This window comes from Bacillus sp. FH, from assembly GCF_052216825.1.
GTDB lineage: Bacteria > Bacillota > Bacilli > Bacillales > Bacillaceae_G > Bacillus_A > Bacillus_A paranthracis.
The window spans coordinates 1,672,505-1,686,893 of the sequence record NZ_JBQOUU010000001.1; the positions used below are offsets into that span (position 1 = coordinate 1,672,505).

The following is a 14,389-nucleotide window of genomic DNA, read 5'->3' on the forward strand; positions in this document are numbered from 1 at the left end:
CCCCTCCTATTCTAATGGCGCTGAAGGCGTTTCACGTTTCGCAACTACAACATGCTCTACGTCATTTAAATCAGCGGCTGGCTTTACATAAGCTGTTTTTGTTAAACCGTATGGATCCTGCTGAACTTCAACGATTTTTCCAATTACAAGACCTTTCGGGAAAATATCACCGAGCCCAGATGTTACAACTAGTTGATCCTTATCTACCGGTGCATCAGAACCAATCTTTGTGAAAAGAAGTAAGTGCTTTTCTTTATCGTAACCTTCAATCAATCCAAAGATTTTCTCATTCCCTTGTACGATAGCAGAAACACGATTTGTTCGGCTCATAGAACTTAACAATTCTACTGATGATGTAAACTGAGATACACTTTTCACTCGTCCCACTAAACCTTGTGGAGTTAATACAGCCATATCTTTTTTTATTCCTTGCTGTGCCCCTTTATCAAGTCCAACTAAATCGTACCATTTATCTGGATTACGAGAAACAACAGTCGCTGGAATTTCAGTATAACCGCTATTTAACTTATCTTTACCCGTTAACTCTTGTAACTTCTTGTTATCATCTTCTAATTGTTTTACTTTCCCTGATAGACCTGCATAATTGTCTAATTTTGCTTTTAATTCTTTATTCTCTTCATACGTGCGCTTTACATCCTCTACATTTTCGAAGAATCCAGCTACGTATTTCGCTGGCTTTTGGAATACACGTTCTACAACACCGACAGTGTCTTTAACAAACTGCTCTGGCCATGTTAAACTGTTCCGTTCTTTCAATGAGATTCCAATCAATGCCACGAGAAGAATAATACTAACTAACAAAACAATTAATCTTTTGTTTAAGAAAAACTGTGGCACGTTCACACCCTCTTAATTTCATTGATTTTTATTTTGCAATATTATCGAGCAGCAGTTTTGAAAAGATCGATATTGTCTAATGCTTTACCCGTTCCAATTGCTACGCAATCTAATGGGTCTTCTGCAACAAGAACTGGCATATTTGTTTCTTCACTAATTACTTTATCTAAGTTACGTAGTAATGCTCCGCCACCTGTTAATACGATACCACGGTCCATAATGTCTGCCGCTAATTCAGGTGGAGTTTTCTCTAACGTATTTTTAACAGATTCTACAATGGCATCTACTGTATCTTTTAATGCATCTGCAATTTCTTCTGGCTGAATTAGTACTGTTTTTGGTAAACCACTTACTAAATCACGACCGCGAATTTCCATAGGCTCGATACCTTCTGGCTCGCCTGCAGAACCGATTTCTAATTTTAATGCTTCAGCTGTTCTTTCACCGATCATTAAGTTGTAGCTTTTCTTAATGTACTGAATGATTGAATCATCCATATCATCACCAGCAACACGAACTGATTGACTTGTTACAATACCACCTAAAGAAATGATTGCAACTTCTGTTGTACCGCCACCAATATCAACAACCATGCTACCAGTTGGTTCCCAAACAGGTAAGTTTGCACCAATTGCTGCTGCAAATGGTTCTTCGATAGGATAAGCATCACGAGCACCAGCTTGACGAGTCGCATCGATTACTGCACGTCTTTCTACAGCTGTAATACCAGATGGTACACATACCATTACATAAGGCTTACGTGAGAAGAATCCATTTGATTTTTGAGCTTGTTGAATGTAATATTTCATCATTGTTGCTGTCGTTTCGTAATCAGCAATTACACCGTCTTTCATCGGGCGAAGTGCCACAACGTTTCCTGGTGTACGACCAATCATTTGTTTTGCATCGCTACCTACAGCAACGATTTGTTTCGTATCAGTTTGTAACGCTACTACTGAAGGTTCACGTAAAACTACACCTTTTCCCTTTACATATACAAGCGTGTTCGCAGTTCCTAAGTCTATTCCAAGATCGCGAGTAAAGCCACCAAATCCAAACATATTATTTATCTTCCTTTCTTGTTTTCACGGACTCATTTTTTCTTACTTTATATTATAAAAACAGTACGTTTTTTATATCTTTATCCTTTTTGTAGATAATTTTCTACAAAAAACTCATAAATCACATTATAAAACAAAATAAGTAAAAAGCATAGTCTTAAATATGACCTTTTTCCTTTAAACTCACGAATTTATGGTCACCTATTATAATATGATCGAGCACTTCAATTCCGATAATCCGACCGCATTCTACTAAGCGTTTTGTTACTTCAATATCTTCTCGGCTCGGCGCAGGGTCTCCTGAGGGATGGTTATGAAGACATATGATAGAGGCTGCTGCACGGCGAAATGCTTCTTTAAAAACTTCCCTGGGATGTACAATTGAAGAGTTTAAACTTCCAATAAAAATCGTTTGCCTATGTATAACTTGATTCTTTGTGTTCAAATAGAGACATACAAAATGCTCCTGTTGCAAGAAGCGCATTTCTTCCATCATATATCTGGCGCAATCTTCCGGGCTTCGAATGCTGTATCTATTTTGATATTCTAAACGCACCATTCTTCTACCGAGTTCAAAAGCAGCGATGAGCTGTGATGCCTTCGCAACTCCAACACCATGTATACTCACTAACTCTTCTAGCGTTGCGTCTTTCAACATACGTAAACCATCAAAATGATGCAAAATTTTATCCGATAACTTTAAAACTGTTTCTTCTTTAGAACCTGTTCTGAGTAACACTGCAAGAAGCTCCCGATTGGATAAACTTCCAGCCCCTTCTAACAATAAACGCTCCCGTGGCTGTTCTTCTTTGACAACATCACGAATACCGTTCATTTCTCCACCCCTTTATTTGTTCTCTCAAAGAAAATCCCATGCAGTTTTACGCATGGGTTACATCAATATTAAATTGTTTTAATTCCCGAACAAGACGTGAAATTGGTAACCCAACTACACTATAGTAGTCCCCTTGAATATGTTGAACAAAAATAGATCCTTTACCTTGAATCCCATAACTTCCTGCTTTATCCAAAGGCTCTTTTGATGCAATGTATGTGTCAATTTCCTCTTCTGTTAATTCCCAAAACGTAACTTCTGTACGCTCGTAAAAAGTGACTGTTTTGTCCTTTGCTATAATTGCAACACCTGTATACACCTCATGTGTTTTCCCTGATAATAATTGCAACATTTCTTTCGCCTCAGCCCCATTAGATGGCTTTCCAAGAATACGCGACTCATATGTAACAATTGTGTCTGCACCTAACACAATATAATCACTGTTATTTTCTGCTACCGCAGATGCTTTTTGCAGGGCAAGGGACATAACAATATCAGAAGGCGATGAATACGCACCAATCGTTTCTTCTACTTCACTTACAACAATTTCAAATGGTACACCCGCTAACTCAAGCAATTCCTTCCTGCGAGGTGATCCTGAAGCTAAAATAATTTTTTTCATATTTTCTCCTTCCTTTCTCACATGAAGCAGAATCATTTATATCAATCGTATCAAAGGAATAGTTTGTCCACAAATAAAAGAAATATTATTTTCTCTAAACAAAATAATACTTCCTTACCAAAACACGATTATATTCCTGTCATAGAGAAAGCACTTTACTCTAAATTCAAAAGAAAAGAAAGAAGCCTCTACACTTCTTCCTTCGTCATTTCATTATCCTATTATTTCACCTTTTGTGAAACAATTTTTTCGTATGAAAGTATACCATCAATGATAACTTGATTTAATTTCGCTAATGATTCCTTATCATCTTTTCCATCCTTCACTGTTTGCACAGCTACCGACGTATACATATACAATTTCTTCGCTTCTTCCTGCTTCATACTTTTCCCTTCTTTTTCAATCGCTTTCCACTCTTTTTCGATTGCACTTATATCTTTTGCATTACTTTTTTCACTAGCTTGTACGCTAGAAGCATATTTTGCTAAATGAGTATATAATGGCTGTACTTTTGTTAAAAACGCCCCGATTTCTTTATCATCTTTAAGTAACGCTTTATCTGTTATATCCCAGTCCTTTTTCAATACGGAGACATTATCTTTTTTATACTGCGTCATTAATTGGTTTATGCCTTGTTCATCGCTAGCAATACCAACAACTAATGCATACTTATCACCGCTCGGTTTTAAGGCTGCTACACCTCCATTACCTTTCCACTCTTCAAGAGCGGCCTGTCCCTTTTCTTCAGAAGAATAGATTCCTCCTTGAACAAAAAATAATTTCATTGGATCTAATGACGTTCCTGTCTGTGCTTTTGTTTTTCCCTCTTTTGGTGCTGGTGTTTGTTCTGCCGCTCCACCCACCTTTGATTCTTCCTTTCGCATCTGCTTCGAAGCTGTTACTTCACTTCCTCCTGTCGCACCTTGTCCTTTCAGTAACTGTAGCATCCCCATCCCAAACGCCGTACCAATAATAATTGCAGTTGCAACGATTGCAATTAACGTATTGCTCCACTTCTTTCGATTTTTTTCCGTAGACGCTACTTTTGATTTTTGAAACGGAACAACGTTTTTTGGCCTTTCACTTTCTACTACCATCCAGTCAAATTCATCTTTCTTCTTCTCCTCATACTTCGCTTCTGTTCCATTCACTTTCACTGAGATCGTTCGTGATTGCTTGTCCATACACTCACACCTCACCTCTTATCGTTGTCCGCATCATATCATATTCATTTCACAAAAAAACGAGATATTTGTCAGAGGAATTCGCCAAATAACCCTATATATTTATCTTATATGTATGCATTTGACTTCATTTGTAGAACAAAAAAACTAGATAGTACAGACTATCTAGTTTTTTTCGCGAATATATTTTCGAACTTCCGAAATGAAATAAAGAGAACCTGTTATGATAAAAACATCATTTTCTCCAAGCATTTCAACCTTCGTATCAATTGCCTCTTTCCAATTTTCAAAAACTAATTTTGACTCTTCCTTTGCATACGATGCAAGCTCGCCTGCTGAAATAGCACGATCAAAGGCGAATGTTGTAAAAATAATTTCATCGGCGATGCTTTCTAATTGACCTACCATATTGTGCAATTGTTTATCACCAAGGGCAGTAAATAAAACTATTACATTTTTATCTTTGTAATGTGATTCTACCGTTTTCACAAGACTTTCAATACCTTCCGGGTTATGAGCACCATCTATAATAATATCCGGATTACTTTGCAGTTTTTCAAAGCGCCCCACCCAATACGCTTCCTGTAATCCCGTTCTTATTTCTTCTTCCTCAATTAAAAATGATAAGTATGTTTTTACATACATGACTGCCATAAGTGCAAGTGCTGCGTTTCCTACTTGATGGCTGCCTTTCATTGTGATTCGCACATCTTCAAAAGAGGCGAAAGGACAAGTGAAATCGAACTGTTCTCCATCTTCACTAGACTGTTTATGTAACGCTGTAAAATGGTTGCCCATCTCGTATAAGTTTGCCTGATTTTCCTTTGCAACTTTTTGAATGACTTGCAACGCTTCCTCATCTTGCACACCAGTAATAACCGGAACACCAGACTTAATAATTCCCGCCTTTTCATATGCAATTTCTCCTAATGTATTACCTAAAATATGCATATGATCGTGACCGATATTCGTAATAATCGTGAGAACTGGATGAATCACATTCGTAGAATCAAAGCGCCCTCCAAGCCCTGTTTCAAATAAAACAACATCACAGAAATTAACTTTACCGAAGTAACAAATTGCCATAACAGTAATAATTTCAAACTCAGTCGCTTCCCCTAAATCCGTTTCATCTAGTTTTTCAACGACTGGCTTTACCATCTTTACAAGTTCAGTAATCTCTTCATCTGCAATTGGTGTTCCATTCACACTAATACGCTCGTTAAATGTTTCAATATAAGGGGAGGTAAATGTTCCTACCTTATATTTTGCATTTTCTAACATGTAGCGCATATATGTTAACGTTGAACCTTTTCCATTTGTACCAGCAAGGTGAACACATTTTATGTGACGCTCCGGATTTCCGAGCTCTTCTAGCATCCATCTCATTCTTTCTAATCCCGGTTTAATACCAAACTTCAATCGGCTATGAATCCACCCTATCGCTTCTTCGTATGTATGTATCACGTATGCTTTCCCCTTTCAAAAAACAACCTTCATAACCCTATTATACGCAAAGAAAAGAGACTCACCAATATAGTGAGTCTCTAAAAAGCATTTTATTTCTCAAGATCTGCTAGACGTTGGCGAACTGCTTCGCGTTTTTCTAGGTAATCTTGCTCTTTCGCACGCTCTCCTTCAATAACTGCTGCAGGAGCTTTCGCTACGAAACCTTGGTTTGAAAGTTTCTTCTGTACACGTTCTACTTCTTTGTCGAACTTCTCAAGCTCTTTCTCAAGACGCGCTCTCTCTTCATCAAGATTGATAAGATCAGCTAACGGTAAGAATAACTCTGCACCTGTTACGATTGCAGTCATTGCTTTTTCTGGCGCTTGTAAGTCCGTTTGAATTGTTAATTCGCTTGGGTTACAGAAACGCTCAATGTAAGAGCTGTTTTTCGTAAGTTGAGCAAGTACAGCCTCGTCTTTTGCTTTAATTTGCATTTGAACTTTTTTGCTCATTGGCGTATTAACTTCTGCACGGATATTACGAACAGAACGAATGATATCAACTAGAAGGTGCATTTCTGCTGCAGCTTCTGCATCTTGTAAATCTTCGCGTACTGTTGGCCACGCTGCTACTGTAATAGATTCGCCTTCGTGCGGTAAATGTTGCCAAATCTTCTCTGTTACGAATGGCATGAATGGGTGTAATAGACGCATTGTTTGGTCTAATACGTAAGCTAAAATAGAACGAGTTGTTTTCTTAGCTGCTTCATCTTCACCGTATAGAGGAAGTTTCGCCATTTCAATGTACCAGTCACAGAAATCATCCCAAATAAAGTTGTATAATGAGCGACCAGCTTCACCGAACTCATATTTATCCATGTTACGTGTTACGCTTTCGATTGTTTCATTTAAGCGAGTTAAAATCCACTTATCTGCAACTGATTTTTCACCAGTTAAATCGATTTCTTCATATTTCATGTCATCCATGTTCATTAATACGAAACGTGATGCATTCCAAATTTTATTAATGAAGTTCCAAGTAGATTCTACTTTCTCCATGCTGAAGCGTAAATCTTGACCTGGTGCACTTCCCGTTGATAAGAAGAAACGCATTGCATCTGCACCGTACTTCTCGATAACTTCCATTGGGTCAATACCGTTACCAAGAGATTTACTCATTTTACGTCCTTGCTCATCACGAACTAAACCGTGAATTAATACATCTTTAAATGGACGCTCGCCTGTAAACTCTAAACCTTGGAAAATCATACGAGATACCCAGAAGAAGATGATGTCATAACCAGTTACTAGTGCATCTGTTGAATAGTAACGCTTGAAGTCTGCTGCATCTTCATTTGGCCAACCAAGTGTTGAGAATGGCCATAGTGCTGAACTGAACCATGTATCAAGTACGTCGTTATCTTGATTCCAGTTTTCAATATCTGCTGGTGCTTCTGTACCTACGTATACTTCACCAGTTTCTTTATGATACCAAGCTGGAATGCGGTGTCCCCACCATAATTGACGAGAAATACACCAGTCGTGAATATTTTCCATCCAACGTAAATATGTGTTTTCGAAACGCTCTGGTACGAACGTTACTTTCTCTTCTTCTTTTTGCTGAAGCGCTACTGCCTTCTCAGCAAGTGGAGCCATTTTTACGAACCATTGTGTTGATAAGTAAGGCTCAACAACTGCACCACTACGCTCACTATGACCTACTGAATGCATATGAGGCTCGATTTCTACTAATACGCCCGCTTCTTGTAAATCTTTTACTAACGCTTTACGGCACTCGAAACGATCCATACCGTTATACTTACCAGCTTTTTCGTTCATCGTTCCATCTTCGTTCATTACTAAGATACGTGGTAAGTCATGACGGTTACCTACTTCAAAGTCATTCGGGTCATGAGCTGGCGTAATTTTTACAACACCTGTTCCGAAATCTTTTTCTACATACTCATCAGCAATAATCGGAATCTCACGGCCTACGATTGGAAGTGTAACTGTTTTTCCGATTAAATGCTTGTAACGATCGTCTTCTGGATGAACCGCTACCGCTGTATCACCAAGCATCGTTTCTGGACGAGTTGTTGCAAGACGAATGTGGCCAGATCCATCTGTTAACGGATAGTTCATATGGTAGAATGCACCTTGAACTTCTTTATGAATTACTTCAATATCAGAAAGAGCTGTGCGTGTTGCCGGGTCCCAGTTGATAATATATTCACCGCGGTAAATTAAGCCTTTTTCGTATAATTGAACGAATACTTTATTAACCGCATCAGATAAACCTTCGTCTAATGTGAAACGTTCGCGAGAATAGTCTAGTCCTAAACCAACTTTCCCCCATTGTTGACGAATGTGAGAAGCGTATTCTTCTTTCCATTCCCAAGCCTTTTCAAGGAATTTCTCACGGCCAAGATCGTAACGTGAAATACCTTCTTCACGAAGTTTCCCTTCTACTTTCGCTTGTGTTGCGATACCCGCATGGTCCATTCCTGGAAGCCACAATACATCGTAACCTTGCATACGCTTCGTACGAGTTAAAATATCTTGAAGAGTTGTATCCCAAGCATGACCTAAGTGTAACTTACCAGTTACGTTCGGAGGTGGAATTACAATTGTATACGGTTGTTTCTTCTCGTCTCCTGTTGCTTCAAAATATTTGCCTTCTAACCACCACTGATAAAGGCCTTCTTCAACGGACATATGATCATATTTAGTTGGTAAATTCTTTTCCGTGTTTGACATTATTTTCCCTCCTTAAAATAAAAAATGCCCCTCATCCAAAAAAGGACGAGGGACATCGCGGTACCACCTTTATTTACAAACAAATTCAGGAATTTGCTTATACTCTTAATTTGATAACGGACAAATCCGTCTTTTCCTAATGAGAACTATTCCGTTCAGAAAAGATGCTCCAGGGCTACCTTCTAACATAACTATCTAGAGAATCTCCCAGCTAATGATTCTCCTCTCTGAAGACGTTTCTTGTTATACTCTTCCCCTTCAAGGCATTTATATGATTGTTAATTATTATATACAATAGTGTAAAAAACGAAACCTTATTCGTCAAGATAAATTTAATACTACAGCTTTTTGAGTAAAAAAAGAAGATAAGTAACATCCTCTACTTACCTTCTTTATCCGTTCCCTTGCTGGGCAGCTTGTAATTGCGAAAGGAAATATTCTATATTACTAACGAGCCAATGCGCTTGTTGCAAACTCTTTACCCCGAGAAGTTCATTTTCCTCATTACGACGCTCTCTTCTTTTCTTATAAGACTGGATTTGCCGAATAAATTGCGATGGATACGTCATATACGCAAACATGAGTAGTTGCTCTTCTTTCGTAAAAGGGAAATTTTTTTGATACATTTGATACCATTCAAACCGATCACTTCGCGCAATTGGATATGTGTTTAAAGACCGAGAATAAAACCCTACAATATCTTGCACAGGTGTTGCAAACTTCGATTTTTCTAAACTAATAAAATAGCCATTCCGTTCATAATCAAATAAAAAATGATTAAGCGATACGTTACCATGTACAAAAGTAATGCGCGTTGTTTCTTTTTCTTTCATTGCATCGTTCCACTCATTTAATTGCTTCGTCGCAAACTCACGCGCCCTCATTACATGATGATAGTACGTACAATATTGCAATTCAAACGGAGACATATACCACTTCGCTTCCGATTCTACAAGAAACTCTTCTAACATCTCTCCATCACTTTCCCAGCGATCGGATATATTTGTATAATGTTTTTCTAAATCCTCTTCTGTATACGTTTCTTCTTTTACCGTTTTTTGATGCAACGTTCCGAGAGTCTGAAACATTTTATGGTATTGATCATTATCCTCGCCGTTCCCTTCCGCACGCTCTAACCAAGGCATTAAATAATAATTATACGTACCGTCACTTAAAATATAATTTCCGTCCGTCGCATGATATATAGGTACATAATTTGAAAAACCTTTCTCCTTTAAATATTGAATATGATGCAAAAAGTTATTCCGCTCTAACTTCCTGCCTTCTATTTTCTTGAGCGCATATGGACCTTGATTCGTATAAATTTTCGTCACACTTCCGTGCTCTTCCATATGCTGCGTATCCAATCTATATTGCCTTACAATGGGTTCATAACGATTTCGTAATTCCATATCCATACGAATAACCCTTTCTATTCAAAACATAGCCTTTAGAAAAATAAGTGAGTGAAAACACTCACTTATTTCGCTTTTGCTCTTGAAACAGGAATATAAATAATTTGTCCTGTAGTTAAATATATATCTTCTGTTTGATTGACACGGTATAAGTTTTGTACAGATGTTTCATAACGTTCTGCAACAGATTCGATCGTATCTCCTTCTTGCACGAAATACATTCTTAACTTTGTAAATTCTTCTTCCGGTTCTTTCGTAAATAATTTCGTTAAATAAAGCGCATTTTCATCTCGCTGTGAATACGTTTCTTCTTCTTGCTCTTCTTGTTTTTTCGCTTTTTCTTTCTTGAAATCTTTTCGTCCGAACAATTCAAATTGCGGCGTTGTTTCTTTCTCCTCTTCACGCTCTACAAATTCATGTTCTTCTATTTCCTCTTCTTCTACTTCCTGCTCTTTTCTTTCTTCTAGTTGGAACGGTTCAAACGCGTAATCTTCCCACTCATCTGATTCCTTATAAGCTGGTTCTTCTACTTGCGGCGTCGGTCTATTTTCATCCTCTTGCGCTGAATCAACTTCCAACTCAGCATACGCCGTTTCTTTCTCTTCCTCTTCATCCTCGATGCGTTCTTCATCACATAATCCTGTAATAGATATATCCGCTAATAATTGTAAGCAACCATTTTCCTTTAATTCATAATCAAATTCCTCGATGGATACATATAGTTCTTCAATTACTTTCACACGGTTTCTTGGGATCGATATTTCAAGCGGAAAGGAATGAACAAGTTCATTAACCCCATCTTCTCTCGTTTCTACATAATCAATTGACTTCGCTGGCGATAAATCTCTTAATGAATAAGCTGAATCATCTTGCCTTGCAACATACTCTCCCGTTAAATCTAATTGCCCTCTCACAATAACCTCATGATCAAGCTCTTCTATCTCAACGTCTGGATCTAACGAAATTGACAAAAGTTCTTCGACTTCCTGTCCTTTTTGGAACCAAACAGATTCTTTTAATGAAAAACGTAATGAATGATCTGTTGCCACTTCTTTTCCCCCTCCCAAACTATATGTCATTACAGATTTATGTACGGAAAGCTGACTTTATGAATAAAAAATCGCTCTCCTTACGGAGAGCGATTTTCTTTATTCAATTAAGCTTTTAATTTTGACATTGCAATTTCAGCCGCTGCAATCGTCGCTTCAATATCAGCATCACTATGTGCTGTCGATAAGAATAAACCTTCGAATTGAGATGGCGGTAAAAATACCCCTTGTTCTACCATTTCACGATAGTAAGCCGCAAAGAACTCTAAGTTTGAAGATTTTGCTGCATCGTAATTAATAACTGGTTCATCTGTAAAGAAGATACCAATCATAGAACCCGCACGATTGATATGATGTGGAATGCCATGTTTTTCAGCCGCTTTACGTAAGCCAGCTTCTAACATTTCAGCTTTACGCTCAAATTCTACATACGATTCTGGCGTTAACTGTACTAACGTTTCATAACCTGCTGCCATTGCTAGTGGGTTACCTGATAAAGTACCTGCTTGATAAATCGGTCCGCTCGGTGCAACTTGGCGCATAATTTCTGCTTTACCACCGTATGCTCCTACCGGTAATCCACCACCGATTACTTTACCTAAACAAGTTAAATCAGGTGTTACACCGTAATAACCTTGTCCACAATTATAAGCAACACGGAATCCTGTCATTACTTCATCAAAAATAAGCAATGCGCCATTTTGCTCTGTTACTTCACGAAGACCTTCTAAAAATCCTGGTTGCGGAGGAACAACACCCATATTCCCTGCTACTGGTTCTACAATGACACAAGCAATATCATCACCGAATTGTTCGAAAGCGTATTTCACACTTTCTAAATCGTTATACGCTACTGTAATCGTATTTTTCGCTACACCTTCTGGTACACCAGGGCTATCTGGTAAACCTAGCGTTGCTACACCAGAACCCGCTTTAATTAATAACGAGTCACCATGACCGTGATAACAACCGATAAATTTCAAAATTTTGTTACGCCCTGTATAACCACGAGCTAAACGTAGCGCACTCATTGTCGCTTCTGTTCCAGAGTTAACCATACGCACAATCTCAATTGATGGAACACGCTCAATAACAAGTTTCGCTAATTTATTTTCAATTTCCGTTGGAGCACCGAAGCTCGTACCTTTTTCAGCAACAGCTTTTAAAGCCTCAACAACACGATCATTTGCATGACCATGAATTAACGGACCCCATGATAATACGTAATCGATGTATTCATTTCCATCGATATCATATACTTTAGAGCCTTTTCCACGCTCCATAAACAACGGATTCATACCGACAGACTTAAAAGCACGAACTGGGCTATTTACGCCACCAGGCATTAAATCTTGAGCCTCTTCAAACGCTGCAATCGACTTATCAAACTTTTTCATTATTTAGCGCCTCCTTCTTGTAACCATCTTGCTGCATCTTTCGCATGATACGTAATAATTAAATCTGCTCCTGCGCGTTTCATACTAATTAATTTTTCAAGTACAACTTCTTTTTCATTAATCCAGCCATTTTGCGCTGCCGCTTTAATCATTGAATATTCACCGCTTACGTTATAAGCAACGACTGGTAAATTAAAGTTATTTTTCACATCACGAACGATATCTAAGTAAGAAAGAGCTGGCTTTACAATTAAGAAATCTGCCCCTTCCATTACATCTGATTCTGCTTCACGGAATGCTTCCATGCGGTTCGCTGGGTCCATTTGATATGTTTTACGATCACCAAATTGCGGTGCACCATGCGCCGCATCACGGAATGGTCCGTAAAATGCTGATGAATATTTAACAGCGTACGACATAACTGGTACATGTCCAAAACCATTTTCATCTAATGCGTGGCGAATTGCTGTTACGAATCCGTCCATCATGTTTGATGGCGCAATAATGTCCGCTCCTGCTTTCGCTTGGCTTACAGCTGTTTTTGCAAGAACTGCAAGAGACTCGTCATTTAAAATAATACCATCTTCAATTACACCGCAATGACCATGGCTTGTGAATTGGCATAAACATGTATCCGCAACTACTACTAGATCAGGGAATTCACCTTTAATTTGCTGAATCGCACGTTGCACAATTCCATGATCACAATATGCTGATGATCCAACTTCATCTTTTTCAGCAGGTAAACCAAATACAATAACAGAACGAATACCTAAATCAACAACTTCTTGCATTTCAGCTTGCAATAAATCTAAAGATATTTGATATACGCCTGGCATAGAAGGCACTTCATTACGAACATTCTCTCCTTCTAATACAAAAATAGGGTAAATAAAATCTTCCGTATGTAAAAACGTTTCACGCACAAGCGCACGCATGCCTCCACTTTGTCTTAAGCGACGATGACGATTAAATTGTAAAGAGTTCATAGATTTCTATCCCCATTCTTTTATTTTATAGATTCACAAACACATTGTAGTAATGCTTCTACAGTGTACTCTTTCGGCATAATAATATGCGGAAAATAAAGGCTCGCCTCTTTTTCCGTAATAGGCCCTATACAAGCAATTGTACATTTTTTTGTCCATTCTCTCCAGTTTGTATCCTCAAGTAAACGAACAAAACTAGTAACAGTGGAAGGGCTCGTAAATGTAATAATATCTACTTTCCCTAACTTCAATGCTGCTATAAGCTCTTGCTTTTTCTCTACATTTTCTTTCGTACCATATACGATAAGCTCATCTAGAGAAACACCCATTTCACGAAGCGCAACTGGAATTACGTCTCTTGCTAAATTCCCTTTCGGAAATAAAATACGTTCGTTTCCACTTAATCTTTTTACAAACTCTTCTGCAAATACTTCTGCAACAAATGAAGTTGGAACAAAATCCACTCGATAGCCTCGCTTTTCTAACTCTAACTTTGTTTTCACACCTACTGCAGCAATTTTAGTCGTTACAGGTAGCTTCTGTCTCAAACGATCTAGAAAAAAAGCTACCCCATTTTTACTCGTAAAAATAACCCAGTCATACGAATGTAACTGCCCTGCTATATGTTGAATTTGCCTATGAGACATACCTTCCATACGCAAAAGCGGAATTTCCAATGGAATTCCGCTCTTTTTTTTCACCGCTACACTCATTTGTTTTGCTTGATGCTGGGCACGTGTAATCAATACCGTTTTGCCAGCGAGAGCGTTCATA

12 protein-coding genes and 1 other annotated feature are annotated in these 14,389 nt (G+C 38.2%); all 12 genes read right to left on the reverse strand.

Features of this window, described 5'->3' with window-relative positions; genetic code table 11:
• Positions 1-6: 6 nt before the first annotated feature.
• On the reverse strand, positions 7-858 hold the full coding sequence (gene mreC, locus ACTT1L_RS08900) for a rod shape-determining protein MreC (RefSeq protein WP_001135483.1): 852 nt from the start codon (positions 856-858) through the stop codon (positions 7-9).
• 41 nt (positions 859-899) lie between these two features.
• On the reverse strand, positions 900-1,919 hold the full coding sequence (mreB, locus tag ACTT1L_RS08905) for a cell shape-determining protein MreB (RefSeq protein WP_000466737.1): 1,020 nt from the start codon (positions 1,917-1,919) through the stop codon (positions 900-902).
• Positions 1,920-2,076: 157 nt separating this feature from the next.
• A complete protein-coding gene (gene radC / locus ACTT1L_RS08910) occupies positions 2,077-2,754 on the reverse strand; it encodes a DNA repair protein RadC (RefSeq protein ID WP_001013381.1) in 678 nt (225 codons plus the stop codon).
• A 46-nt stretch (positions 2,755-2,800) separates the two neighbouring features.
• Positions 2,801-3,376, reverse strand: a complete 576-nt coding sequence (locus tag ACTT1L_RS08915) for a Maf family protein (protein ID WP_061132104.1) — start codon at positions 3,374-3,376, stop codon at positions 2,801-2,803.
• Positions 3,377-3,597: 221 nt separating this feature from the next.
• A complete protein-coding gene (locus ACTT1L_RS08920) occupies positions 3,598-4,560 on the reverse strand; it encodes a stage II sporulation protein B (RefSeq protein ID WP_442821873.1) in 963 nt (320 codons plus the stop codon).
• Positions 4,561-4,725: 165 nt separating this feature from the next.
• The gene (locus ACTT1L_RS08925; protein ID WP_000582084.1) at positions 4,726-6,027 is read right to left on the reverse strand and encodes a bifunctional folylpolyglutamate synthase/dihydrofolate synthase; all 1,302 of its coding nucleotides are present in this window, start codon (positions 6,025-6,027) and stop codon (positions 4,726-4,728) included.
• A gap of 92 nt (positions 6,028-6,119) precedes the next feature.
• Positions 6,120-8,765, reverse strand: a complete 2,646-nt coding sequence (locus ACTT1L_RS08930; protein ID WP_000072229.1) for a valine--tRNA ligase — start codon at positions 8,763-8,765, stop codon at positions 6,120-6,122.
• 38 nt (positions 8,766-8,803) lie between these two features.
• Positions 8,804-9,036, reverse strand: a binding site (T-box leader).
• A 121-nt stretch (positions 9,037-9,157) separates the two neighbouring features.
• Complete coding sequence (ysxE, locus tag ACTT1L_RS08935) at positions 9,158-10,183, reverse strand: spore coat protein YsxE (protein WP_000367001.1); 1,026 nt, start codon at positions 10,181-10,183, stop codon at positions 9,158-9,160.
• A 62-nt stretch (positions 10,184-10,245) separates the two neighbouring features.
• The gene (spoVID, locus tag ACTT1L_RS08940) at positions 10,246-11,229 is read right to left on the reverse strand and encodes a stage VI sporulation protein D (protein ID WP_000179732.1); all 984 of its coding nucleotides are present in this window, start codon (positions 11,227-11,229) and stop codon (positions 10,246-10,248) included.
• A gap of 107 nt (positions 11,230-11,336) precedes the next feature.
• The gene (hemL, locus tag ACTT1L_RS08945) at positions 11,337-12,626 is read right to left on the reverse strand and encodes a glutamate-1-semialdehyde 2,1-aminomutase (RefSeq protein ID WP_000712926.1); all 1,290 of its coding nucleotides are present in this window, start codon (positions 12,624-12,626) and stop codon (positions 11,337-11,339) included.
• On the reverse strand, positions 12,626-13,615 hold the full coding sequence (hemB, locus tag ACTT1L_RS08950) for a porphobilinogen synthase (protein WP_001087058.1): 990 nt from the start codon (positions 13,613-13,615) through the stop codon (positions 12,626-12,628). The genes hemL and hemB overlap by 1 nt, the downstream gene beginning before the upstream one ends.
• A gap of 20 nt (positions 13,616-13,635) precedes the next feature.
• Positions 13,636-14,388: a uroporphyrinogen-III synthase gene (hemD, locus tag ACTT1L_RS08955; protein WP_098671540.1), complete on the reverse strand. Its 753-nt coding sequence runs from the start codon at positions 14,386-14,388 to the stop codon at positions 13,636-13,638.
• Position 14,389: the final 1 nt, after the last annotated feature.